Annotated in this window: 21 protein-coding genes; 13 read left to right on the top strand and 8 right to left on the bottom strand. The window is 61.0% G+C overall.

Translation table 11 applies throughout. The features are described 5' to 3' along the window. Positions 1-77 precede the first annotated feature (77 nt). Genes DARO_RS06070 through DARO_RS06095 form a run of 6 tightly spaced genes read left to right on the top strand, consistent with a single transcriptional unit; the run spans position 78 to position 7325 of the window. On the top strand, positions 78-1439 hold the full coding sequence (locus DARO_RS06070) for a TolC family protein (protein WP_497463032.1): 1362 nt from the start codon (positions 78-80) through the stop codon (positions 1437-1439). Continuing rightward, positions 1436-2674, top strand: a complete 1239-nt coding sequence (locus tag DARO_RS06075; protein ID WP_011286931.1) for an efflux RND transporter periplasmic adaptor subunit — start codon at positions 1436-1438, stop codon at positions 2672-2674. Before DARO_RS06070 ends, DARO_RS06075 begins: the two co-directional genes overlap by 4 nt. Beyond that, a complete protein-coding gene (locus DARO_RS06080) occupies positions 2674-3381 on the top strand; it encodes an ABC transporter ATP-binding protein (RefSeq protein ID WP_011286932.1) in 708 nt (235 codons plus the stop codon). The genes DARO_RS06075 and DARO_RS06080 overlap by 1 nt, the downstream gene beginning before the upstream one ends. Beyond that, entirely contained in the window at positions 3375-4595 is a 1221-nt protein-coding gene (locus DARO_RS06085) for an ABC transporter permease (protein WP_011286933.1), read from the top strand. The genes DARO_RS06080 and DARO_RS06085 overlap by 7 nt, the downstream gene beginning before the upstream one ends. Further along, complete coding sequence (locus DARO_RS06090; RefSeq protein WP_011286934.1) at positions 4592-5851, top strand: FAD-dependent oxidoreductase; 1260 nt, start codon at positions 4592-4594, stop codon at positions 5849-5851. Before DARO_RS06085 ends, DARO_RS06090 begins: the two co-directional genes overlap by 4 nt. 55 nt (positions 5852-5906) lie before the next feature. Continuing rightward, the gene (locus tag DARO_RS06095) at positions 5907-7325 is read left to right on the top strand and encodes a tetratricopeptide repeat protein (protein ID WP_011286935.1); all 1419 of its coding nucleotides are present in this window, start codon (positions 5907-5909) and stop codon (positions 7323-7325) included. Between the two features lie 25 nt (positions 7326-7350). Here the strand turns inward: DARO_RS06095 and DARO_RS06100 are convergent, their stop codons facing one another. From DARO_RS06100 to DARO_RS06120, 5 genes are all read right to left on the bottom strand, one after another. Continuing rightward, positions 7351-8145 (bottom strand): MipA/OmpV family protein, encoded by a 795-nt coding sequence (locus DARO_RS06100; RefSeq protein WP_041224242.1) that lies wholly within the window; start codon positions 8143-8145, stop codon positions 7351-7353. Beyond that, a complete protein-coding gene (locus DARO_RS06105; protein ID WP_011286937.1) occupies positions 8142-9356 on the bottom strand; it encodes a beta-ketoacyl-[acyl-carrier-protein] synthase family protein in 1215 nt (404 codons plus the stop codon). Before DARO_RS06105 ends, DARO_RS06100 begins: the two co-directional genes overlap by 4 nt. Then, complete coding sequence (locus DARO_RS06110; RefSeq protein ID WP_011286938.1) at positions 9353-9592, bottom strand: acyl carrier protein; 240 nt, start codon at positions 9590-9592, stop codon at positions 9353-9355. Before DARO_RS06110 ends, DARO_RS06105 begins: the two co-directional genes overlap by 4 nt. A 73-nt stretch (positions 9593-9665) precedes the next feature. Continuing rightward, entirely contained in the window at positions 9666-10484 is an 819-nt protein-coding gene (locus DARO_RS21585) for an alpha/beta fold hydrolase (protein ID WP_011286939.1), read from the bottom strand. A gap of 68 nt (positions 10485-10552) precedes the next feature. Beyond that, on the bottom strand, positions 10553-10999 hold the full coding sequence (locus DARO_RS06120; protein WP_011286940.1) for a DUF2147 domain-containing protein: 447 nt from the start codon (positions 10997-10999) through the stop codon (positions 10553-10555). A gap of 188 nt (positions 11000-11187) precedes the next feature. Between DARO_RS06120 and DARO_RS06125 the strand changes: the two genes are divergently transcribed. The 6 genes from DARO_RS06125 (at position 11188) to DARO_RS06150 (ending at position 19724) form a co-directional block, all read left to right on the top strand. Beyond that, positions 11188-12435 carry a TolC family protein gene (locus tag DARO_RS06125; protein ID WP_041224771.1) on the top strand — a complete coding sequence of 416 codons (1248 nt, stop codon included), beginning with the start codon at positions 11188-11190 and terminating at the stop codon, positions 12433-12435. Next, entirely contained in the window at positions 12432-13625 is a 1194-nt protein-coding gene (locus tag DARO_RS06130) for an efflux RND transporter periplasmic adaptor subunit (protein WP_011286942.1), read from the top strand. Before DARO_RS06125 ends, DARO_RS06130 begins: the two co-directional genes overlap by 4 nt. Position 13626: 1 nt before the next feature. Then, entirely contained in the window at positions 13627-16728 is a 3102-nt protein-coding gene (locus DARO_RS06135) for a CusA/CzcA family heavy metal efflux RND transporter (protein ID WP_011286943.1), read from the top strand. A gap of 136 nt (positions 16729-16864) precedes the next feature. Continuing rightward, on the top strand, positions 16865-17482 hold the full coding sequence (locus tag DARO_RS06140; RefSeq protein ID WP_011286944.1) for a DUF2076 family protein: 618 nt from the start codon (positions 16865-16867) through the stop codon (positions 17480-17482). 177 nt (positions 17483-17659) lie between these two features. Continuing rightward, positions 17660-18325: a response regulator gene (locus tag DARO_RS06145; RefSeq protein WP_011286945.1), complete on the top strand. Its 666-nt coding sequence runs from the start codon at positions 17660-17662 to the stop codon at positions 18323-18325. Continuing rightward, positions 18315-19724, top strand: coding sequence for a sensor histidine kinase (locus tag DARO_RS06150; RefSeq protein WP_011286946.1), 1410 nt, complete (start codon positions 18315-18317; stop codon positions 19722-19724). Before DARO_RS06145 ends, DARO_RS06150 begins: the two co-directional genes overlap by 11 nt. Positions 19725-19788: 64 nt before the next feature. Here DARO_RS06150 and DARO_RS06155 read toward each other — a convergent pair whose 3' ends face one another. The 3 genes from DARO_RS06155 to DARO_RS06165 form a co-directional block, all read right to left on the bottom strand. Continuing rightward, positions 19789-20292, bottom strand: coding sequence for a DUF411 domain-containing protein (locus tag DARO_RS06155; RefSeq protein WP_011286947.1), 504 nt, complete (start codon positions 20290-20292; stop codon positions 19789-19791). Then, positions 20286-20759, bottom strand: a complete 474-nt coding sequence (locus DARO_RS06160) for an ankyrin repeat domain-containing protein (protein WP_011286948.1) — start codon at positions 20757-20759, stop codon at positions 20286-20288. Before DARO_RS06160 ends, DARO_RS06155 begins: the two co-directional genes overlap by 7 nt. Positions 20760-20918: 159 nt before the next feature. Next, on the bottom strand, positions 20919-22784 hold the full coding sequence (locus DARO_RS06165) for a potassium transporter Kup (protein WP_011286949.1): 1866 nt from the start codon (positions 22782-22784) through the stop codon (positions 20919-20921). Between the two features lie 161 nt (positions 22785-22945). On the opposite strand from DARO_RS06165, the gene DARO_RS06170 reads away from it, so the two are divergent. Beyond that, positions 22946-23224, top strand: coding sequence for an acylphosphatase (locus tag DARO_RS06170; protein ID WP_011286950.1), 279 nt, complete (start codon positions 22946-22948; stop codon positions 23222-23224). Positions 23225-23456: the final 232 nt, after the last annotated feature.

Genomic DNA, 23456 nt, shown 5'->3' on the forward strand with positions numbered 1-23456 from the left:
GAAACAAACTGTAACGACTGATTTTGCACGGTGAGGCTAAACTTCCGCCCATGCGATTTTTACCTTGCTTTTTCCTGTTGAGCGCCAGCTGTCTGTCAGCATGGGCCGGCGGGCTCAATGATCCGTTCGCTACCGATGCCATGGTGCCGCTCAAGCCATCGCCAGCGTTGTCGGCTCGGGTCGGCGAGGCGGCGTGCGCAACGGCATTGCCGGCCGGTGCGCTGACGGCCGTCGATGCCGTCGATCTGGCCCTGTGCAATCACCCGCAGACGCGGGAAGTCTGGGCTGCTGCCCGGGCGCAGGCGGCACTGCTTGGCGTGGCGAAGGCGGGTTGGTTGCCGACGCTCACCGGGACTGCGGGTTCAACCCGTTTCGAATATGAAAACAGCGCCTATACCCGGAATACGGCGGCGCTGACCCTCTCCTGGCTGCTCTATGATTTCGGCCAGCGTTCAGCCAATGTCGAGAATGCACAGCAACTGTTGAACGCCGCTGCGGCCACTCAGGATGCGACCGTGCAGAGCTTGTTCCTGGCCGCATTGCAGGGCTATTACTCGGCGCAGGCGACGCAGGCGGCGGTGGTTTCTGCCCTTGAGGCCGAGCGTTCGGCGCGCGAGAGCTATCAGGCGGCCGATGCTCGCTATGGTGTTGGCGTGGCGACGCCGGCTGACCGTTTGCAGGCGCAGACGGCTTTTTCACAGGCCACGCTGAACCGTATTCGGGCCGAAGGGGATGCCCGCAATGCCTTGGGCACGCTGGCCAATGCGCTGGGTTTTGAGGCGCAGCTAAGGATCGTCCTGGCAGAATTGCCGGCGGCGCCAACCGGGGTGGTTTTTCAGAAGGAAGTTGATGCGCTGATTGCCGAGGCCCAGACGCGGCGACCGGACTTGCGGGCCGCCGAGGCCCAGCTCAAGGCTGCCGAGGCCAGTATCGATCTGGCCCGCGCCCAGGGGCGGCCGACCATTTCGCTGGGGGCAGGGCCAAGCTGGCAGGATTCGGCTGGCGTGATCACGCAGGGCGGCAGCGTCGGGCTGACCTTGAGCGTTCCGATCTTTTCCGGCTTCGATACCACCTATCGGGTGCGCTCGGCGTCGGCGCAGGCCGATGTCCGGACCGCCCAGCGCGACCGGATCCGGAACCAGATCGCGCTTGACGTCTGGAAGGCCTACCAAAGCCTGACGACCGCAACCCAAAGCCTGAAGACGACGGCTGACCTGGTGGCCAGTGCCGAGCAGTCGGCGCAGGTTGCGCTCGGCCGCTACAAGGCCGGTGTCGGCACGGTACTCGACTTGCTGTCGGCGCAAAGTGCGCTGGCCAGTGCACGTCTGCAGCGCATCCAGGCACAACTGGACTGGAATGTTTATCGCGCCACGCTGGCCCAGGCCATGGGCGCACTTGATTACACGCTGCTGCAACCGGCAGCGGAAGGAAGACCATGAAACATATCGGGAAGATTCTGATTGGGGGGGCCGTGGCGGTGGCCGTGGCTGGCGGCGGCATCTGGTATTCCCAGCAGCGCTCCGCCCAGAATCCTGAGCAGCGTTACAAGCTGACCAACATCGAGAAGGGGGATGTGACGCAGACGGTTTCTGCCAATGGAACCCTGAATCCGCTCGTTTTGGTGAATGTGGGTACGCAGGTTTCCGGGACGGTGAAGAAACTTTACGTCGATTTCAATGACAAGGTCAGCGCCGGGCAAAAGCTGGTCGAGCTCGATCAGTCGCTGTTGCAGACGATCGTGCGGCAAAGCCAGGCGAACGTCGTTAACTTGCAGTCCTCGCTTGATCTGGCCAAGGCAAACGAAGCCCGGATGAAATCCTTGCTGGCCAAGGAATATGTCTCCCGGCAGGATTACGATGTGGCGCTGCAAGGCTTGAAATCGGCCCAGGCTCAGCTGGTTCAGGCCAAAGCGGCAGCGGATAAGGATCAGGTTAACCTGGGTTATTCGGTCATTACCTCCCCGGTGTCCGGCGTGGTCGTGGCAAGGCTGGTCGATATTGGCCAGACGGTGGCCGCCAGCTTCCAGACCCCGGTGCTGATCCAGATCGCCCAGGATCTTTCCAAGATGGCGATTGATACCAGCTTCGCCGAGGCAGACATCGGTAATATCAAGGAGAAATTGCCGGTTCGTTTTACGGTTGATGCTTTCCCCAATCGAAATTTCCACGGCGAGGTGCAGCAAATCCGCCTGAACCCGACCAATCAGCAGAACGTGGTCACCTACAACGTTCGTATCCGGGTGGATAACCCCGATCTGACGCTGCTGCCGGGCATGACGGCCTACGTCAATATCGGCGTGCAGAAGCGCGAAGGCGCGCTGTTAGTGCCGAATGCCGCCCTGCGCTTCAAGCCGGCCGATGCGCCTGACAAGAAAGCGGGAAATGCTCAGAAACCGGCCTCGAACGGTGGCGTGCCAAGTGCTGGGGGCGGTTCCGATGCCTCCGCGGCGAAGGGACAGGGGCCTGGCAAGGGCAAGAAACGGGATGGTCAGAGCGGAACGGTTTACGTGCTGTCGGGTAATGAAATCAAGCCGGTCAGTATTCAGCTGGGTATTACCGACAATCGCAGCACCGAAGTGATCGGTGGCGATCTCAAGGAAGGCGACCGCGTGGTCACCGGTGAAAACACCAACGGTGTCAAGCCGCCGTCCAGCGTCGGCATGCGGATGTTCTGATGACGGACGCAGTCATCCGGGTCGTCGGCCTGGGCAAGTCATATGAAACAGCGGCCGGGCTGTTTCCGGCCCTGAAGGGTGTCGACCTCGCGATCCAGCCAGGCGAATACCTGGCCATCATGGGGCCGTCCGGCTCAGGCAAGTCGACATTCATGAACCTGCTCGGCTGTCTTGATACCCCGACCGTCGGCGACTATTTCCTGGCCGGTGAAAATGTCGCGCACATGGACAAGGATGCGCTGGCCATCTTGCGTAACCGGACGCTGGGTTTCGTCTTTCAGGGGTTCAACCTGTTGCCGCGCATGAGTCTGCAGGACAACGTTGCCCTGCCGCTGGTCTATGCCGGTTTCGATAAGGAAACACGGCGAGCCAAGGCGCGTGAACTGCTCGGCAAGGTCGGTCTGAGCCAGTATGCCGATTCGCTGCCGAACCGGATTTCCGGTGGCCAGCAGCAGCGCGTGGCGATTGCCCGGGCGCTGGTCAACGAACCGCGCCTGATTCTGGCGGATGAGCCAACTGGCAATCTGGACAGCCATACCAGCGAAGAAATCATGAAGCTGTTCGATGAGCTGAATCGTGAAGGCATCACCATCGTGCTGGTCACCCACGAACAGGATATTGCCGAGCATGCCAAGCGGCAGGTCAAGTTTCTCGACGGGCAGGTCGTCAGCGATCACCTGACGGAAAGGCAGGGGCTGCCATGCTGAAAGCCATGCTCGGCGAAGCCTGGCTGGCGATGGGGGCCAACCGCCTGCGCACGGCGCTGACCATGCTCGGCATGGTGATCGGCGTCGGTGCCGTGGTCATCATGATGGCCATCGGGCAGGGCGCCCAGTACGCCGTGCAGCAGACGATCAGCACCATGGGGTCGAATCTCTACATCGTGCTCTCCGGCTCCTTTACCACTTCCGGCGTGCGCAGCGGTTCGGCCGGCGGGCCAACGCTGAATGTGGCCGATGCCGATGCAATCTCCGAACTGGATGGGGTGACCAATGTGGCGCCGACCCATCAGGGCACGCGGCAACTGGTCTATGGCTCGCAAAACTGGAGTTCGACGGTGGTCGGCACGACGCCTTCCTATCTCGAGGCGCGGGCATGGAGCATCGTCAATGGTGCCGGCTTCGGGGATTCGGACGTCCGCTCCTCAACGCGGGTGGCGATCATCGGCAAGACGGTGGCCGAGAATCTGTTCGGGGCTGACGACCCGGTGGGCAAGACCATGCGCATCCAGCAGAATCCGTTCATCGTGATCGGCGTACTGGGTAGTAAGGGCCAAAACCTGGATGGGCGCGATCAGGATGATACGGTGATCATTCCGCTGACCACCGCGCAGCGCAAGGTGTTTGGTACGCCTTTCCTCGGTTCGGTGCGGATGATCATGGTGCAGGCGGAATCCGCCGATGCGATGGCCAAGGTCGAATCCGGCATGACGGCGCTGCTTCGCCAGCGCCACCGCTTGCGCGAAGGCATGCCGGATGACTTTTTCATGCGCAATCTCTCTGCTGCGGCCGAGTCCGAGGCAGCGACCACGCGGACCATGTCCATTCTGCTTGGTGCGATTGCTTCGATTTCGCTGCTCGTTGGCGGGATCGGCATCATGAACATCATGCTGGTCTCGGTGACCGAACGGACACGGGAAATCGGCATTCGCATGGCCATCGGGGCGCGCCAGAAGGACATCCTCAGTCAATTCCTGCTCGAGGCGGTGATGATCTCCTTTGCCGGCTGTCTGCTCGGGCTGGTGCTGGGGCTCGGGATTGCCCTGGGCATCAATGCCTTTACCGGCATGGTGATCGTCATCTCCGGCAGTGCAGCGCTGGTCGCGTTTGCCGTGGCAGCAACGGTCGGCATCTTCTTCGGCTGGTATCCGGCCCGCAAGGCGGCGCGCCTCGACCCGATAGAGGCCTTGCGCTACCAATGAAGACCACCCGTCGCCAGTTTCTGTTTGCTGCCGGGCTGATGCCGCTGGTCGGCAGCACTCGGGCAGCGAATCGCCGCGTCGTCGTGGTCGGTGGCGGCTGGGGCGGATTGTCGGCCGCCCGCCACCTGCGCGCCCTGGCGCCCGATCTCGAAGTCGTGCTGATCGACCGCCAGCCGGCCTTCGTTTCTTTCGCCCTGAGCAATCGCTGGCTGGTCGACGCGGCGGCACAGGGGCCGGAACGTCATGACTACGCGACGCTTGCCGCACGTTGGGGTTACCGCTTCCTACAGGCGGAGGTGAGCAGCATCGATCGCTCGGCGGGCATCGTGATCGCCGGCAATGAGCGGCTGTCCTATGACTGGCTGGTTATTGCGCCGGGTATCCGGGAGAACTATGCGGCCTGGCAGCTTGAGGATCCGGCAATGATCGCCGAACTGTGCTATCGCCATGGCGGCGCCATGGTGAACGGTGCCGATCTGCCGGCCTTGAAGCAGCGGCTGGCCAGCTTCAAGGGCGGTGACCTGCTGATGAGCATTCCCCCGGCCCCTTATCGCTGCCCGCCGGCGCCTTACGAGCGGGCGATGCTGCTTGCCTGGTGGCTGAAGACCCGGAAAATTCCAGGCAAATTGATCATCGTCGATCCGAATCCGATCATGCCGGCCTTCCGATCGATTTTGCTCGATCGCTTCAAGGATCAGGTTACCTATTTCGACCACGCGAAGATTCACCAAATCGATCCGGCGCGCCAGACGGTGAGTACCGAAATTGACGATATCCATTTCGATGCAGCCCTGCTTTGCCCTCCGCAGCAGGCGGCCGACCTGATCTGGCAGGCCGGGCTGATCCGCAACGAAGAAGGCGGGCGGCCGAGTGGCTGGGCCGCACAGGGCGCGATTGATTTCCGCAGCCCGGCTGACGAACGGGTGTTCATCATTGGCGACTCGAGCGGCATGGTGTCGCCGGCCTTCGGGCTCTATCCCAAAACCGGGCACGTCGCCAACCGAATGGGGCTGGCCGTGGCCCAACAGATCGCCACGCAGGCCACCGGTCGCGAATTTCCTCCCTTGTTGCCGGAGAGCGTTTGCCACGTTCTGAGCAATGTCGAGCCAGACGAACAAACACTGATCGAGACCAGCTACCGCCAGCGCGGCGATGGCTTCCTGCTGCAACAGGTCAAGCAGACGCGCAACCCCAATCCGGGCGGTGAAGATGTCGTCTGGGCCGAGGCGATGTATCGGGATTTCCTGAGGCCATGAGTGACTTTTCGGCCAGGGTATCGGCGATCGGGAATTGCCGCACGAACATCGGCCAATGACTGCCCCTTCCTTGTCCGCTGAGGATTTGTTCTACGAAGGCACCCGGCTGATGGGACTGGGGGATGTTGAAAAATCGGAGCGAGCTTTTCGGGCGGCAATCGCTGAGGCGCCGGAGCTGGGCGAAGCACACGCCAATCTGGGACTGCTGCTTGAAAGCGACGGTCGTACCCAGGAGGCGGAAGCGAGCTACCGCCGGGCACTTGAATTGGCTCCTGGGCTAAGTCAGATACACATCAATCTTGGCGCCATGCTGGCCTCCCAAAGGCGTTTTGCCGAAGCGGAAAACACCTACCGGGAGGCATTGGCCGTGAATCCCGAGTCGTACATGGCCTGGTCCAATCTGGGCGTGCTATTGGCTTGTGTGAAACGGGAAGCAGAGTCAGAGCAGTGTTATCGCACGGCGATGGCGCTGGCACCTGACTACCGGAATGCCTCGTTCAACCTGGCTTACCTGCTGTTGCGCCAGGGGCGCTACGCCGAGGGCTGGCTTTGTCTGGAATCACGAGACTGGTATCAAGCGCTGGACAAACATTTGGGCATTCCGCGTTGGCAGGGGGAGCCTCTTGCCGGCAAGTCGTTTCTGATTAGTCTGGAGGCCGGGCACGGTGACATGATTCAGTTCTGCCGCTACGCCCGGCAACTGAAAGAGCGCGGTGCCGCAAGGGTTTCCGTGCTTTGCCATCCTGCCCTGAAAAATCTGTTTGATCACTTTGACGGCATAGATGAGGCCATTGCAGTGGGTGACCCCTATCCGGATCGCGCCTGGGATTGCTGGTCGCCGCCCTTGAGCTTGCCATTTTTTTGTCAGACTCGTCTTGAATCGATTCCCGCCAACTTGCCCTATCTGAGCGCCGATCCGGACAAGACCAGGTACTGGGCATCGCTGATGGCAGATGGTGGAGATGCGCTTCGGGTCGGACTGGTCTGGAAGGGGAATCCTCGCTTTGAGAATGACGCCGAGCGTTCGCTCGGTTCATTTCTTGATCTTGCCCCTTTGGGTGAGGTATCTGGCGTACGTTTCTTCAGCCTGCAAAAAGGCGCCGGTGAAAACGAAGTCGCGCATTCGTCCGCATCTTTTCCCGTGCTTGATCTGGGGTCGAGGCTTGCCGATTTTTCGGATACGGCGGCCATTGTGATGAATCTGGATCTGCTGATCACGGTAGATACTGCCGTTGCCCATCTTGCTGGCGCACTTGGTAAACCGGTGTGGGTGATGTTGCCCGACTACAAAACCGACTGGCGATGGTTAAGCGATCGCTCTGACTCTCCCTGGTATCCAGGGGTGATGCGTCTTTTTCGCCAGGAGGCATCAGGCACTTGGGGCAGCGTTATCTCCCGGGTGAAGGTGGCGCTGGAGGAGGAATTGAAAAAGCGCCAAATCCATCGCTTTCTCGCCAATAACACCCGTGACTAGGTGGCGCCTTGTCAGGTAGCGTAGATCAGAGATTCCAGGCGATACCCAGCCAGGCAACGGTTGCCTGACGGGTTTCCACGATCGGACTATGGGCAACTTCATGACCCAGTCGCGTTTGCTGGAGACCAAAGAGGACTGAATAATCCTTGTCCAGTCGGTAGCGGCCATCGAACCCGGCGGTCGCATTGGTTGCGCTGCCTGTGTGAAATGCAGGCCGATCGGGACTCGCCTCAAGCTCATTGACGCCGAAAAAATAGTTGCTGACACGACTGCTCATTCTGTCGATACCGACGAATGCACCTATTTTCCAGGTTTCGTTTTTGACGATTTGACGATACGCATAGAGTCGCGCTGATTCTCCGCGGCTGGAATTGGTCAGGTCGGTGAATAGCGAAGCGCTTAGTGAGACAAAGCCCAGATCCCAGTCGAAAGCCGGGCCGCCTTCGATACTTTTGCCTCGCGTGTTCATTCCGACCAGCCTGGCCCCATCTCCGGCCTTGTAGCCGAAACGTGGTTCTATCGCCAAGCCTAGCCCCATTTTTCGATCTTCGCTTCCCCAGAAATAGACGCCGGCACGAAGCGGTTCGATGTACAGGATGTCGTTGTATTCGGCCGAGATGAGGGGAATCAGCCATGCCTGGGTGGCTTTCCCGCCGCTGTAGTGTGGAAAGACAATCGGCCCGGCGCCCACGGCGCCCGTCCAGCCAGCTGCCTGGGCATCCGGCTGGGCCTCGGCAACGGCGAGGGGTGCCAGCGCTAGCGCCAAGACAAAAACAGCAAGTAGCCTTTTCATCATCAGGGCTCGGTCGTCGTGTTTCAATCTATTCGGCGGAATACCAGAACGGCGTTCGTTCCGCCGAAGGCGAACGAGTTGCTGATGGCCGCTTTCAGGTCGGGGGCTGGCGTGCCGGGTTCGGTAACGACGCGAATGCCGCAAGCCGGGTCCTGTTCCGTCATGTTCATGTTCGGTGGCAAGGCGCCCCGCGCAACCGCCAGGGTCGTAATGACGGCTTCGAGTGCACCGGCGGCGCCGAGCAGATGGCCGTGCATCGATTTGGTCGAGCTGACGGCCAGTTGGTCGATATCGTTCCCCCAGACTTGCCGAAGCGCCTCGCACTCGATGACATCGCCGACCAGGGTGGCCGTACCGTGGGCATTGCAGTAGCCGATCTCGGTCGGAGAAAGGCCGCTGTCGCGCAAGGCGGCATGGAGCGCCCGAACCTGTCCGGCCGCATCGGGCTTGGTCAGGTGGGTTGCATCACAAGAGATGCCGCTGCCAGCCAGTTCGGCGTAGATTCTCGCTCCCCGTGCCAGGGCGGAGTCCAGCGATTCAATGACCAGAAAGGCGGAGCCTTCGCCAAGGACCAGACCGGAGCGGTCTTTGCTAAACGGCTGACAGGCTTTCGAGGGATCGTCGCCAGTGGGAGAGGCCAGCGTTTGCAGGGCTTGCCAGGCACGAATGACACTGGGCACGAGCAGGGCTTCGCTGCCACCGGCCAACGCATAATCGATCTCGCCCCGGGAAACTGCCTTGGCGGCTTCGGAAATGGCCACAGCTGACGAGGCGCAGGCGATCGAATAGGTAAATACCGGTCCGTGGATGCCTGCCCGCATTGCCACATGGGCGGCCGGTGCATTGGGCATGAAGGCCGGTACGGTCAGCGGCGGGACGCGTCCGGATTCGAGATGGTTGTTGAAAGCCTTTTCTATTGCCGCTGCACCGCCCATGCCGCTTCCGACATAGACGCCACTGTTCTCGTCGAGCGCCGCGAGACCGGCATCCGCTCTGGCCATTTCGGCTGCGGCGACAGCCAGCTGGCTAACCCGATCAACGCCGGCAAGCTGAAGACGATTGAACCAGCGGCTAACATCGAAGGGGCTTCTCGCCACGACGGCCGGGGGATCGATTTCGTCGTCAGACCAGAGTTCAACGGCCGAGCGGCCAGACATCACGCTCTCGAACACTTGATCCGGTGTGTCGCCGAGAGGCGAAACAAGTCCGAGACCCGTGATGACGACGCGTCGTTTCATGCGATGGCGGCCAGCTTGAGTTCGTCAATCAACGCTGCAAGACCTGCGAGCGTCTTGACGTCAGCCCGGTCATCCGGAAAGTCCAGGTTGAAATGTTCCTCGATGGCAAACAGCAACTCGGCGAGGGAAAGGGAGTCAAGACCGTAGTCGGCAAGCGGCGCATCGGCCTTCAGTGTCTCGGGCTCGATTCCGAATGAGCTTTTGATCAGTTGTTTGAGTTCTTCAAGTGTGTTCATGGTGACCTCGTAGCAATTGGGTGGGACTCGGTTGGCTCAATGAGCGACTTGAGCCGGTGGCAGAATTTTCCCGTCAGGCAGCGACAGGGAAATTCGAAGCTAGGTATTCGGTGCTAACCCTTTTCATGAAGCGTTCCACGAGTCTGGAAACCTCGTGACGATCATTGTCGATCGTGATCATGTGGTAGCTGTTTTCAAGCACTGCAAGTTCCTTGTCGTGCTGGGGGAGCGCATCAAACAATCGCTGCACGCTGGCCAGCGTGGTGATTTCATCTTCTCTGGCGTGCATGATCAGCACGGGGCAATCGATGTCGGCCAGATGGGCGCGCACATGGGCCATCATTCGCTCACCTTCACGCAAGGCCCGCAGCGGAATGCGCGACGGACCGACGGCCGAGCTGGCGCGTTCGGCCATTTCGCGAATCACCCATTTACGAATTTTCGGGCTCTTGACGCCATAGGGCTCGCGTTCGGTCACCGAAAAGAAGCGGTCCAGTCCCGTCCAATAGCCAAAGTGACGCAAATGGCGAGTCGGAGACAAGCCCCAGCCATCGTAGTCAAACGTTGGCGACATCAGGATCAGGCCAGCGATTTTGCGACGGGTTTTCAGTGCTGCGGCGGCGGCAAGGACACCGCCCATGCACAAGCCACCCAGGATGATCGGTTCGTCGCCGTTGCCGAAGGTGTCAACGATATCTACCGCCGCACTCTGCCACTTTCGCCAATCGGGCGATTGCTCATCGACCGCCAGCGTGTAGCCCGGGACGGTCGGTGCAAGGTGGGTCACGCCGTTGTTTCGCAACCAATGGGTGATCAGGCCAAATTCCTGCGGGGAGGAAAGAAGGCCGTGAAACAACGCCAAGGGAAGGGAAGAGGTCGGTTGCACTTGCATTTATGATCAGCCAAATCCGTATGGTTACTCACTGAAGCTTGCAAAATCCTGTCAGGAAAAAATGCAGATTATTCTCGTAGCCAGGTTTGGGTACGTCCAAACAGGGAAAATCCGACAAAGCCGCGCACGAACAATTTCCGGTTGTCGTCGGAGACCTGCAGGTTGCATCGATAAAGATCGCCGCTATCGGGATCAAGGATTTCCCCATCCTTGAAATCAGTACCGACGCGCCGCAAGCCGGTCAATATGATCAGACCTTTTATCGGTTGATCCTTCCGTGCGCCCGGACACAGTTCACAACGGGCCTCCGGATTAACATCGGGGCGAGGAAAGACGGTCGTAATTCGCCCTTCGTAAACTCCGTTGCGTTCGGATATGCGAACCAGCGCTTCAACCTCACCGCTCTTGTCGCCGATGACGCGCCAGATGCCGAGCGGTGTCGGGCCTTCGCCATCGGCGATAACACAGCCCGCCCAGGTGGACAGCGCGAACAGGCATACGAAAAAGCGATTCAACGTGTGACTCCAAGGCAATGGGGCGGTTGGTGCATCCAGTCTAGCTGATATCGAGCAAGTGGTTTGCTGAAGGCGGGCAACTGCGTGTCTTGTCACCCGGGCCGACCAAAGCTTGCCCGGCGGCTTGCCTTTTGTCTCCGGCCCGAATGTCAGGTTTGCGACAGCTTCCTTCCGCTACTGTGCCGGCCGTGAAATCCAGACATTCCATTGCGCTCATTTTTCTTCTCGCCCTGGGTAGCCGCGCTGTCTATGCGGATGCCTTGCCTTTGCTTACCCTGCATTTGTCGGAGGCCGAGCAGATGGTCGAGCAGCGCAACCGGGCATTGATCAGCGCCCGGCGTGCCACAGCCGCGGGCGAGGCCGTGGTCGACATGGCTGGCGCCCGACCGAATCCAGTTGTCTCTCTGAATACCAGCGGCTTCAATAGCCGGAGTAGCGGTAGCGGTGGAAATCTAGATACCACCCTGCGCATTGATCAACCGATCGAGCGCGGCAACAAGCGCGGCCTGCGCTTGGCGGTAGCCGACTCGCTGCTCCAGGCCAACCGTTCCGATGAATCCGACAGTCTGCGTCAGCAACGTCTGCTGGCTCGCCTGGCCTACTTTGATCTGAAAGCAGCCGAAGATAAATTGCGCTTGGCCAACGAATCGGCGCAGCTTGCCCGCCAGATACTGGCCAAGGCTGATTTGCGTCTTCGGGCGGGTGATTTGTCGGCGGCTGATGTGGCGCGCATCCGTACGGATACCCTCAAAATCGAGAGTGATGCGGTCCAGGCACAGGTCGATCTTCGTCGCTCGCGCCTCGCCTTGGCACAGTTGCTAGCCATGGAAAAAGAGGCTGCCCGATTGGCCACGGCGGATCCCTGGCCTGCCTTCTCGCGCTTGGCGATCACGACGCCGGAAATCGAAATGCGGCCCGATGTCATTGCGGCCCGTCAGCGGCTGGAGGCGGCAGAGCGTTCGATCCAGCTGGCCAAGGCGCAACAGGTGCGCGATGTGACGCTGGGCGCTCAGGTCGAACGGGCTCCCGATGACCGGAATCGTTCAGTTTATGGCGTCGGCGTCAGCGTTCCGTTGTTTACAGGCTACGACTATCGCGGCGAAATCCGCCGAGCCCATGTCGATCGCGATTCCGCCCTCGATGAACTCGAACGCGTCCGGGCGACCGCTGCCGCCGAGTTTGAACAATTTACCTTCGAGGCCGAGCGGATGAGCGAACGGGCGCGCAGCCTGCAGGACGAGGCCTTGCCTGCCGCACGCAAAGCGCATGCCGCGGTTGTTCTTGCCTTCAATCACGGTGCGGCATCGGCGCTCGATGTCATCGATGCCCGCCGCAGCCTTTTTGCCATCGAAACCGACACCACCAACGCCCTGGCCGATGCGGCCAAGGCCCGAGCCGCCTGGGCGGCTGCCACCAATCGCCCGGATCTGCCATGACCAGAAACAGCATTGATCTCCGTTCCCGCCTGGCCGACCCGATGGTACGGCGCACCGTTTTCGTTGTCCTGACCGCGCTCCTTCTTGCCGGCGGTGTTGGCGTTTGGCGCGCCAGCCATTCGAAGCCTGTCGGGCTTGTTGAAAAACCGCATGCGCCATCCAACCGCCTGAGCTTGCCGGAAGAGGCCGGACAACTGGCCTTCCTTAAACTGGAAACCGTGGCGACAGCGTTGCTGCCAGCGAGCGAGCCGATGAATGCCCGTTTGGCGCTGGCCGAAGACTCGACTGCCCGCATCTTCCCCCCTTTGGCTGGCCGCGTGATTTCGCTGCAGGCGTCGATTGGCGATCCCGTCAAATCCGGTGCTCCGCTGGCTATTCTGGATGCCCCCGATTTCGGCCAGGCGATTGCCGATCTGCGCAAGGCGGAGGCCGACAGTAACCAGAGACGCAAGGCGCTGAGCCGGGCAGAAATCCTTTTCGAAGGCGAGGCCTTGGCCCGCCGCGATTTGGAGTCGGCCGAAGCCGATGCCCATGCCGCCAATGCCGAGGCCGAACGAGCCCGCCTGCGCCTGAGCAATCTGGTGCCGTCTGGCAGCAAGATCGAGGGGCAACGTCTGGTCTTGCGCGCTCCGCTGGCCGGCATCGTGGTCGACCGCCAGGCCAATCCCGGCACCGAAGTCCGTCCGGATGCGGCCAACCCGCTCTTCATCATCTCCGACCTGCGCCACCTGTGGCTGAACATCGACCTGCCGGAAAAGGCAAGCGCCCTGGCAAAACCAGGCGAAACCGTCAATTTCACGCTTGATGCTTACCCCGGCATCGACTTTGCCGGCCGGGTTGATCGGGTCGGCGCGGTGGTCGATCCCGCCACTCGGCGGATTCCGGTTCGTGCCATCGTCGACAATGCCGATGGCCGCCTGAAGCCGGAAATGTTTGCCCGCGCCACGCTGAGTGCGCCGGATGCCGCCCAGGTGGTCCGGCTTCCGGTCAGCGCCGTGTTGACCGGCGGCCTGTCCGCGCATGTCTTCGTCCAGGTCGGGCCGCGCGATTTCGAGCGGCGGATTGTCACCATCGCCCGCCAGGATGCTGAGTTTGCCTACCTGACGCCTGAGTCCGCAGTGAAGGCAGGCGACATTGTCGTTGTGCGTGGCGCCATGCTGCTCGCCTCGGAACTGGCGCAGGGAGAATAAGGTGCTGCCCAGTTTCTCGACTTTTGTCATCCGGCAGCGGATGTTTATTCTGGTGATGGCGGTCGCACTGGCCATCGCCGGGTTCCGCGCCTTGCAGGATCTGCCGGTTGAGGCCTTTCCCGATGTCCAGGATGTACAGGTCCAGGTGGTGACGCAATATCCAGGTCAGTCGCCGGAGGAGGTCGAGCGCACGATCAGTATCCCGGTGGAACGCGAAATGAGCGGCGTGCCGCGTGCCACGCAGGTGCGTTCGGTTTCGATTACTGGGCTGTCGGTGGTCACCCTGACCTTTTCGGAGGGCACTAATGACTATTTCGCCCGCAACCAGGTCCTGGAAAAACTGCAGAACGTCTCCTTTCCCCCTGGCATCCAGCCGCAGCTGGCGCCGTTGGCGACGGCCGTTGGTGAGATCTATCGCTATGTCCTGAGCACACCGGCCGACATGCCGCCGCGCGAGGTTCGAGCCTTGCAGGACTGGGTGGTTCGTCCCGCCTTGCGGCGCGTGGCGGGGGTGGCCGACATCAACAGTTTTGGCGGTGCCGTCAAGGAATACCAGGTGCGGGTGAATCCGGCCGCCCTGATGCGCTATGGCGTGACACTCGACCAGATTTCCCAGGCCTTGGCCAATGGCAATCAGAATGCCTCCGGCGGCCTGATGAAGCGTGGCGAGGAATCGCTGGTCGTCCGTGCCGTCGGTCTTTTCGCCAATCTCGACGACATTCGCGCCGCCGTGGTGCTGGCCAAGGATGGCAAGACCGTGACGGTCGGCGACTTGGCCGAGGTGTCGGTGGGTGATCGTCCCTTGTCCGGTATCGTCGCCAACGACGACCAGGATTCGGTGGTTGAGGGCATCATCCTGATGACCAAGGGGGGCGATCCATCCAAGGTCGTCGCCGATGTACTGCTGAGGGTCGATGAACTGAATCATGGTCAGCTGCCAAAGGGCGTCTCGATCAAGCCGATCTACCAGCGTACGGAACTGGTCAAGCACACCGTGCATACCGTCAGTGAAAATCTGTTGGTCGGTGCCCTGCTGGTGGTGTCCGTGCTGCTCATCTTCCTGCGCGAATGGCGGGCGGCTCTGGTCGTCGCAGCCATCATTCCGCTGACCCTCCTTTTCGCCTTCATGCTGATGGATCTGAAGGGCGTGCCGGCCAACCTGATTTCGTTGGGCACGGTGGACTTCGGCATCATCATCGACAGCGCGGTGGTGCTGGTCGAGGCGCTGATGGTCCGTCTTGCCGTGCACCATCCGACGGCGGCCATCGAATCGGCCGTCGGGCGGCGCTTCGATGCCCTGCGCTGGGTGACCGCCAGCCTGACCAAGCCGATCCTGTTCTCGAAGGCCATCATCATTTTGGCCTTTCTGCCGATCTTCACCTTCCAGCGTGTTGAAGGGCGAATTTTTGCGCCGGTGGCGCTGATCCTGTCCTTTTCGCTGGTCGGTGCCGTGCTGTTCACGCTGACGGTCGTTCCCGCGCTGTTGTCGCTGGTGCTGGCCAAGGCCGATCTGGCGGAAAAGCACATCGACTGGCTGGCCAAGCTGCAGCGTGCCTATCGCCGTCTGCTCATGCGCTGCCAGCGCACGCCGCGCAAGGCATTCGGTATTGCCGGGGTGATCGCCTTTCTGGCTTTCTCCCTGATTCCCGTGCTGGGCAGCGAATTCCTGCCGCGTCTGGACGAGGGCAATCTGTGGCTGACCATCACGCTGCCGCCGGGGTCTTCGCTGGAGCAGAGCAAGGATGTTGAACGTGCCGTCCGGAAGACGCTGCGTACTTACCCGGAAGTGAAGATGCTGGTGACCCAGGTCGGCCGCCCCGATGACGGTACCGATCCGAAGGGACCGAATAACATTGAGATTCTGGCTGACCTGCAGCCGCGCGGCGATTGGCGCTTCGCCGACAAGGAAGCGCTGGTCGAGGACATGTCGAACAAGCTGAAGTCGATTCCCGGTCTGCCGACCAATTTCTCGCAGGTGATCCAGGACAACGTCGAAGAGGCGCTGTCCGGCGTCAAGGGCGAGATCGCCATCAAGGTCTTTGGGCCGGACCTCGACATCCTGCAGGACAAAGCGGAGCAGATTGCCGGCATCCTGCGCACCATCCACGGCAGTCGTGATGTCGCCGCCATCCTGCCCAGCGGCCAGCCGGAAGTGGCGGTACTGCCCAACCGGGTAAAAATGGCCCGTCTCGGACTGTCGATGGCCGATCTCGACAATGCGGTGCAGACGGCGCTGGGCGGCAGTGCCGTCGGCGGTTTCTACGAAGGCGAACGGCGTTTCGATCTGGTGCTGCGTTTTGCCGCGCCTTACCGTAATTCGGTTGAAGACGTTGGCGCCGTCCCGGTTGCCCTGCCCAACAATGGCGGGACGGTGCGGATATCCGATGTTGCGACGGTCGAGGTTCGCGAAGGCGCTTCGCGCATTTCCCGTGAGTCTGGCGGCCGCAACGTCTCGGTCAAGGCCAACCTGCAAGGCCGCGACCAAGGCAGTTTTGTCGATGAGGCCATGGCCAAGGTGGCCAGCGATGTTCAATTACCGCCGGGCTACCGCGTCGTCTGGGGCGGGCAGTTCGAAAACCAGCAGCGCGCCATGAAACGGCTGGCGGTCATTGTTCCGGCCTCGTTGTTCGGCATCTTCGCACTGCTCTTCTGGGCCTTCCGCTCGATTCGCCTGGCCGCGCTGATTCTCGCCATGCTGCCGTTCAACATTGCCGGCGGATTCTTCGCGCTGGGCCTGGCTGGTCTGCACCTGTCGATTTCGGCGGCGGTCGGCTTCATTGCCGTGGCCGGCATCTCGGTACAAAACGGGGTGATCATGGTCGAAGAGATTGTCCGCATGGTCGATAACGGCGCTTCGCTGGTCCGGGCCGTGACTGAGGGGGCGGTTTCCCGCCTGCGGCCGATATTGATGACGGCGCTGATGGCCGGCCTTGGCTTGCTCCCGGCTGCCCTGTCCAGCGCCATCGGCGCCGAAACGCAACGCCCATTCGCCGTGGTGATCGTCGGTGGTGTCGTCACGGCCACCCTGTTCACCCTGACCCTACTGCCCCCTCTGGCCTTCTGGGGCATGCGCCGGCGCAAACAGGAAAACGATAGCGAATGAACCTTATGGAATTTTCATATATCGGGATTCCTGACAACGGTGTCAGATTTCAGCGACAAACTGTTGCAATTCGCGGCTTGAGTGTCACAGGGGGCGACCTTATCTTGGCGTTGTCTTCTTTTGGGAGTGAAAACGCATGAATACTCAGGAACGTGATCAGCTGAACAACTTTTTGTCGCAACTCGTCGCAGCTCGCGCTGGCCAGAAAGATGCCGAGGCTGATGGGTTGATACGCGAGGCGGTCGCCCGGCAACCAGATGCCACCTACCTGCTGGTTCAGAAGGCATTCCTGCTCGAACAGGCGGTCTCAAATTCGCAAGCCCGGATCGAGCAGTTGCAGGGTGAAATCGATGCCCTGCGGGCCAGCCAGCCACGCAGCAGTTTTGCCGAAACAGCCCAGTGGGGCAATTCGGCTGGCCGGATGGCCTTTCCGAGCGCCGCTCCACCGGTTGCCGCAATGCCAGCCCAAATGGCGACACCGTCGTTGGGCTCGGGCTGGCTGGGCAATGTGGCCACCAATGTGGCCACAACGGCGGCCGGTGTCGCGGCTGGCGCCTTCCTGTTTCAGGGGATTGAACACCTGATCGGCCATCACGACAGCACCAGCCTTTTTGGCGGCAACGCATTGCCGCAACCCCACGAGACGCCTGTCGTGAATAACTTTTTCGATACGGACAGTCTGGCCAGTAGCGGTTCCGGCTTCGATGGCCTGAGCGATGGCCTCGACAACGGCGGAGATAGTGGCTGGATCTGATTGCCGTTCAACTTTCCCCCACGGTGCTCCAGGATTCACTCTCTCCTGTTTCTTGGGAGCACCACGGAAGGCTCCTGTGGGAGCCTTCCACCTTTTCTGACTGGCAAATCTCTGGTGGCAAGCTGCGCTATGATGATCGAAGTCCCATGCCAAACCATCGATTAAGTGACTGGAATCATGCGCATCCTGCTTGTCGAAGATGACACCATGCTGGCCGAGAGCATCTGCGAAGGCCTCGAAAAAGGGGGCTTCACGGTCGATCGGCTGGGGGCGGCAGAACCCGCCGAATCGGCACTTGGCCTGACCCACTACGATCTGGCCATTATCGATATCGGTCTGCCGGGCATGAGTGGGCTTGAGCTGATTCGTCGTGTGCGGCTGCGTGGCCTGCAGGTGCCGGTCCTCATCCTGACCGCCAGGGATGGCCTGGATGACCGCATCAGCGGCCTCGACCTCGGTGCCGATGACTACATGGTCAAGCCTTTCCAGTTGCCCGAACTGCTGGCGCGGATGCGGGCCCTGATTCGGCGCAGCCTTTCGGCGGCCAGCTCGGAACTGGCTGCCGGGGGCATTCGCCTCGACCTGGCTCGACGCGTCGCCACGGCCCACGGCGAAATCATGGACCTGACCGGCCGCGAATGGGAAATTCTGCAGCAATTGATGCTGGCCAGCCCAAACGTCGTAGGCAAGCAGAAAATGGCGGAAAGTCTGAGCGAGTGGGAAAACGAAATATCCGCCAATGCCGTGGAAATCTACATCTCGCGCCTGCGCCAGAAGTTGCAGGGGTGTGGCATTGAAATCCGCACCATCCGCGGTATTGGCTACCGACTCGATGAGCTCTGAGCTGCCAGGAGCCGCCACTGGCACGCTGCGCAGCCGTTTGCTGTATCTGCTGCTGCTGCCTCTGATTGCATTGTTGATCGTCAGCCTGGCTTTCGACTACCGCATTGCGTTCGAACCGGCAGCCGAGGCCTATGACCACGCGCTGTCCGATGACGCCGTGGCGCTGGCGGGGCGGATCCGCTATCTTGATTCCAGGCTGCAGGTCGATCTGCCGGCGGCTGCTGAGGCGGTGCTGCGAACGGATCGCAGCGATGAGGAGTTCCTGTCGATTCATGGGCCAGCCAATGAATTGCTGGCCGGCGATGCCGATCTGCACCCCGAGCAGGCGGTGAAAGGACGGAATCCGGCGCTTTCTGACGGGGAATTCCGTGGCAAGAAAATCCGCAAGGCCAGTTATCGGGTGGATTCAGCGGCCGGTCTGGTGACGGTCACGGTGGCTGAAACGACCCGCAAACGGGAGCGTACCGGCTCGAAAATCCTGGCGGGCATGCTGCTGCCGAATATCCTGCTGATCATCGCCACGCTGGCCCTGGTTTATATCGGGGTGCGCAGCGGTCTGGCGCCGTTGACGCAATTAAGCGAAGAAATCAGCCGACGGCAACCGCATGATCTGAGCCCACTGCCCAAGCGCGATATCCCGGCCGAAGCGGAGCCTCTGGTCAGGGCCATGGATGTCCTGATCGAAGACCTGCGTTCGGCATCGGCCGCCCAGCAGGCATTTCTGGCCAATGCTGCCCATCAGTTGAAGACGCCGCTATCGGGTTTGCAAACCCAGCTTGAATTGCATGCCCAGGAACTCCCCGGCGAATATACGCAACGGGCGAAGCGCCTTCTCGATGCGACCCGGCGGCTCGGCCATCTGACCCATCAACTACTGGCCTTGGCACGCTCCGGCCCGGATGCCAATCTGGTCCAGGAAAAACGCCCGGTCGACCTTGGCAAACTCCTGGAGTCCATTGCTTCAGGCTGGTTTGACCAGGCGCTGGCCCGTAACATCGATCTCGGCTTCGAAGCGGAGTCAGCGGTGGTTTCCGGCTCCGAGTGGATGTTGCGGGAAATGCTGTCCAACCTGATCGACAACGCCCTGCGCTACACGCCGGATGGCGGAACCGTCACTGTCCGCAGCGGGCTGGCCGATGGCCGGCCTTTTATCGAGGTCGAAGACAACGGGCCTGGCATTCCTGCCGCACAGCAGGATCGGATATTTGAACGCTTCTACCGAGTGAATCAGGCGGCCGGCGAAGGAACCGGACTTGGCTTGGCTATCGTCAAGGAAGTCGCCGATCGTCATCAGGCGAGTATTCAATTGACCCGGGCAGCATCGGAAACAGGAACCGCTATCCGCATTTCATTTGCTGTTCCCGCTGACGAACGCAGTGCGGGCTTCGGCCTGGGCTAAGCACAGACAAAAGCCGTACGCCGGGGTTTTCAGGAAGGCGTCTTTCGCCAGAGCGGGCGGCTGTTCAGTGCCGGGCGTAGGTGGAGGTCTTGCCGTCCTTCTTCACCAGCAGCGTTTCATAGAACTCGCGGCGGACTCGCGGGGCGGCAGTGCTGTCCTTGTCGAGCATGGTGCAGGCCGTTTCGCAGGTTGGGCTGGAGAATTCACGGCCGGGGGCGCCGAGCGGCAGGCCGGGAACGGCCAGGCCCAATGCCTTTGGCTTCTCGGCCAGCAATTCCTTGATCTGGTCGGCATGGACATGGCCTTCGATGAAGTAACCGGCTACTTGGGCGCTGGGGACGGCTTCCAGATCCTTGGGCACTTTCAGGCGACGCTTGATGGCTTCCATGTCGTCGGTTTGGGTCACCTTTACCGGGAAGCCGTTCTGGCGCAGATGATCGGCCCAGTCGATGCAGGCCAGGCAGACGGTTGGCATATAGACTTCGATGGTCGGCAGTGGCGTTGGTTGGGCGGCCAGGGCGCTGCCGGAAAGTAGCGCGGCGCAGAGCAGGGCTGCAGCTTTCAGCATGGCTTGCCGGCCTTGCAGCCTTTGAGGACCCACAGCGAAATGACCCCGGCTGTTTCGTCCGCCTTGACCTTGCGTGCCATCGACCCGGGGTCGCGGCCGTTGTCCGTCTTGGCTTGCGGGTCGGCGCCGGCTTCGAGCATCAACTGGGTATTCTTCGGGCGGCTGGAATAAGCCGCCATGTGCAAAGGGGTCGCGCCGTCATTGTCGCGGGCGTTCACATCGGCGCCGGCAGCAATCAGGGCCTGCATCGCCGAGGTGTCGGGGTTGGTCGCGGCCAGGTGCAGCGGAGTGGAACCAAGCGCTGTCCGGACATCGCGTTGTTTGGGATCAGCCTTGAGCAGCCGGCGAACGTCGTCGCCGCTGCCTTCTCGGGCTGCATCATGGATCGGCTGATCGTGGCTTGTGTTCTCGGCGAAGGAGGAGGCCGCAAGACAGGCAAGAAACAGGAAAGGGATCAGGCGTTTCATCAGTGGGTATCCCAAAAAGAGTTGATGGCGATTGTTGCGGTAAAGAAATCTGACCGCATTGATCTGCGCTAGTTTCAGTTTTTGCTAATTAGGCAGCGGGTACCAAAGAAAACGCCCCGCAGGCAGGATGGGCGGGGCGTCGAGTCTCGGTTCCGGGGGTCAGATGACCAGTTGAGTCCCCAGTTCGACCACGCGGTTGGTCGGGATATGGAAGAAGTCGCTGGCGCTGGTGGCGTTTTTCGACATGACGGCAAACAGGCGGGCGCGCCAGGGGAGCATGCCACGTGCCATTGATGGAACGATGGTTTCACGGGATAGGTAGAAGGTCGTTTCCATCATGTCGAAACGCTCGCCGTGACCCTTGCACAGTTCCAGTGCGCCGGGAATATCCGGACTTTCCATGAAGCCGTAGCGAACGATCAGGCGCATGAAACCTTTCTGCATGCGATGGAGGTAGATGCGCTCCATATCATTGACGGTGGGCGTGTCGGTCGTCTGCACGGTGACCAGCACGACCCGTTCATGCAGCACCTGATTGTGTTTGAGGTTGTGCAGCAGGGCTGGTGGCACGCCGTCCTTGGCGCTGGTCATGAAGATGGCCGTGCCGTAGATGCGGTGGACGTCGTCGATCGATTGCAGGAAGTCGGACATCGGAATGCTTTGCTTGGCCATTTCTTCCGAAACCATGCGCCGACCGCGCCGCCAGGTGGTCAGCACGGTGAAGGAAACAAGGCCCATGGCCAGCGGGAACCAGCCGCCCTCCGGGATCTTGATCGCGTTGGCGGCAAAGAAGGCGATGTCGACCAGCAGCAGCGTGCCGGCAACGAGCGCCACGAGCAACTTGTTCCATTTCCACATCAGAACCATGACGAAAGCGACCAGAATGGTGTCGATCAACATGGTGCCGGTGACGGCGATGCCGTAGGCGGCGGCGAGGTTGGAGGAATTCTTGAAGCCGATGACCAGGGCGATGACGGCCAGGTAGAGCGACCAGTTGGTGAAGGGCACGTAGATCTGGCCTTCTTCCATGCCTGAGGTGTGGATGATCTGCATGCGCGGCAGCAGGCCCATCTGGATCGACTGGCGGGCGACCGAGAAGGCGCCGGAAATCACTGCCTGCGAGGCAATGACGGTGGCGGCGGTGGCCAGGCCGACCATCGGGATCAGGGCCCAGTCGGGAGCGAGGTGGAAGAAGGGGCTGGCGATGGCTTCCGGTTCGATCAGCAGCAGGGCGCCCTGGCCGAAATAATTGAGGACCAGCGCCGGCATGACGAAACCGAACCAGGCGAGGCGAATCGGGAAGCGCCCGAAGTGGCCCATGTCGGTATAGAGTGCCTCGCCGCCGGTTACGGCAAGCACGACTGAACCGAGTGCCAGAAAGGCGAGACCGGTGTGTTCGGCCACGAAAACGATGGCAAACAGTGGATTGAGGGCGAGCAGAACGGCCGGGTTATAGGCAATTTCCTTCAGACCCAGAATGGCCAGAATGCCGAACCACGCCACCATGACCGGGCCGAACAGCTTGCCGACTGCGCCGGTTCCGTGCTTCTGGATGAAGAACAGTCCGGTCAGGATGCCGAGCGTGATCGGGATGACGTAAGACTTGAGGTCGGGGGTGATGATTTCCAGTCCCTCGACCGCGGAAAGCACCGAAATGGCTGGGGTGATCATGCTGTCACCGTAGAACAGCGCCGCTGCGAAAATGCCGAGCAGGGTGATGATCCAGGACAGGCGGGGATTCTTGGCGCGTTCGGTGACCAGCGCGAGCAGTGCCAGAGAGCCACCTTCGCCGCGGTTGTCGGCGCGCATGATGATGGCGACGTACTTGATCGTGACCAGCACGATGATTGCCCAGAAAACCAGCGACAGAACACCGAGAATATTTTCCGGCGTGACCGGGATCGGATGATGGCCGTTGAAGATTTCCTTCAGGGCATAGAGCGGGCTGGTTCCGATGTCGCCGAAGACGACGCCGATGGCTGCAACCGTAATGGCCGGCAAGGCTTGCTTGGAATGTGACGACATGTATTCCCCTGTTGCGCCGGTGGCGCTATATTTTATTTTTACCAATGCAAAGCCGGTTTCGGGAACCGGCAGCGCAATCTGGCAAGATCGCCAATCTAGCACTTAGCAGGGCGCTTTGGTATAGAGGCGGGTGTGAACAGCGTTCTGGCAGGGAGGCAAATATGGCAAGAATCAGACGGCAGCTGATTATCGAGGGCAGGGTCCAGGGGGTCGGCTATCGCTGGTCCATGGCCGAACAGGCGAGAAAGCTGGGCGTCGTCGGCTGGGTGCGCAACCTGGCTGACGGCCGGGTCGAGGCGATGGCCGTCGGCGAAGAAATGGCCGTGCTCGAATTGATTGCCTGGGCCCGCCGCGGGCCGAGCCATGCCATCGTGCGGCAGGTCAGTGTCGCGCTGGGCGACGGGGATTTCCCGAGCTTCGAGCAACGGGCGAACGGCTGAGTTTGATTCCCACGGCCAACCGGAAGAATCGGCCAAAACCGAAATCCGGAATCGGTGGTGTTATAAGGGAAAGGCCGGCGAAGAAGGGGCTTGCGGGGGGGTATCGAATGAGCGGCTGCCTAGCGCGAACTCGCCATTGAATGAGCACTTTTTCTCGGGCGAGCATGCTGTTGCAGGAGTCTGGCCAGCGCATCGAAATCAATGGGTTTGGTGATGTGGTCCACCATGCGCT

The sequence above is a fragment of the Dechloromonas aromatica RCB genome, from assembly GCF_000012425.1.

Bases quoted from the DNA above. Each gene is read 5' to 3' on its own strand.
- DARO_RS06075 (WP_011286931.1), top strand. From the start codon at position 1,436: ATGAAACATATCGGGAAGATTCTGATTGGGGGGGCCGTGGCGGTGGCC.
- DARO_RS06080 (WP_011286932.1), top strand. From the start codon at position 2,674: ATGACGGACGCAGTCATCCGGGTCGTCGGCCTGGGCAAGTCATATGAA.
- DARO_RS06085 (WP_011286933.1), top strand. From the start codon at position 3,375: ATGCTGAAAGCCATGCTCGGCGAAGCCTGGCTGGCGATGGGGGCCAAC.
- DARO_RS06090 (WP_011286934.1), top strand. From the start codon at position 4,592: ATGAAGACCACCCGTCGCCAGTTTCTGTTTGCTGCCGGGCTGATGCCG.
- DARO_RS06095 (WP_011286935.1), top strand. From the start codon at position 5,907: ATGACTGCCCCTTCCTTGTCCGCTGAGGATTTGTTCTACGAAGGCACC.
- DARO_RS06105 (WP_011286937.1), bottom strand. From the start codon at position 9,356: ATGAAACGACGCGTCGTCATCACGGGTCTCGGACTTGTTTCGCCTCTC.
- DARO_RS06110 (WP_011286938.1), bottom strand. From the start codon at position 9,592: ATGAACACACTTGAAGAACTCAAACAACTGATCAAAAGCTCATTCGGA.
- DARO_RS21585 (WP_011286939.1), bottom strand. From the start codon at position 10,484: ATGCAAGTGCAACCGACCTCTTCCCTTCCCTTGGCGTTGTTTCACGGC.
- DARO_RS06130 (WP_011286942.1), top strand. From the start codon at position 12,432: ATGACCAGAAACAGCATTGATCTCCGTTCCCGCCTGGCCGACCCGATG.
- DARO_RS06140 (WP_011286944.1), top strand. From the start codon at position 16,865: ATGAATACTCAGGAACGTGATCAGCTGAACAACTTTTTGTCGCAACTC.
- DARO_RS06145 (WP_011286945.1), top strand. From the start codon at position 17,660: ATGCGCATCCTGCTTGTCGAAGATGACACCATGCTGGCCGAGAGCATC.
- DARO_RS06150 (WP_011286946.1), top strand. From the start codon at position 18,315: ATGAGCTCTGAGCTGCCAGGAGCCGCCACTGGCACGCTGCGCAGCCGT.
- DARO_RS06155 (WP_011286947.1), bottom strand. From the start codon at position 20,292: ATGCTGAAAGCTGCAGCCCTGCTCTGCGCCGCGCTACTTTCCGGCAGC.
- DARO_RS06160 (WP_011286948.1), bottom strand. From the start codon at position 20,759: ATGAAACGCCTGATCCCTTTCCTGTTTCTTGCCTGTCTTGCGGCCTCC.
- DARO_RS06165 (WP_011286949.1), bottom strand. From the start codon at position 22,784: ATGTCGTCACATTCCAAGCAAGCCTTGCCGGCCATTACGGTTGCAGCC.
- DARO_RS06170 (WP_011286950.1), top strand. From the start codon at position 22,946: ATGGCAAGAATCAGACGGCAGCTGATTATCGAGGGCAGGGTCCAGGGG.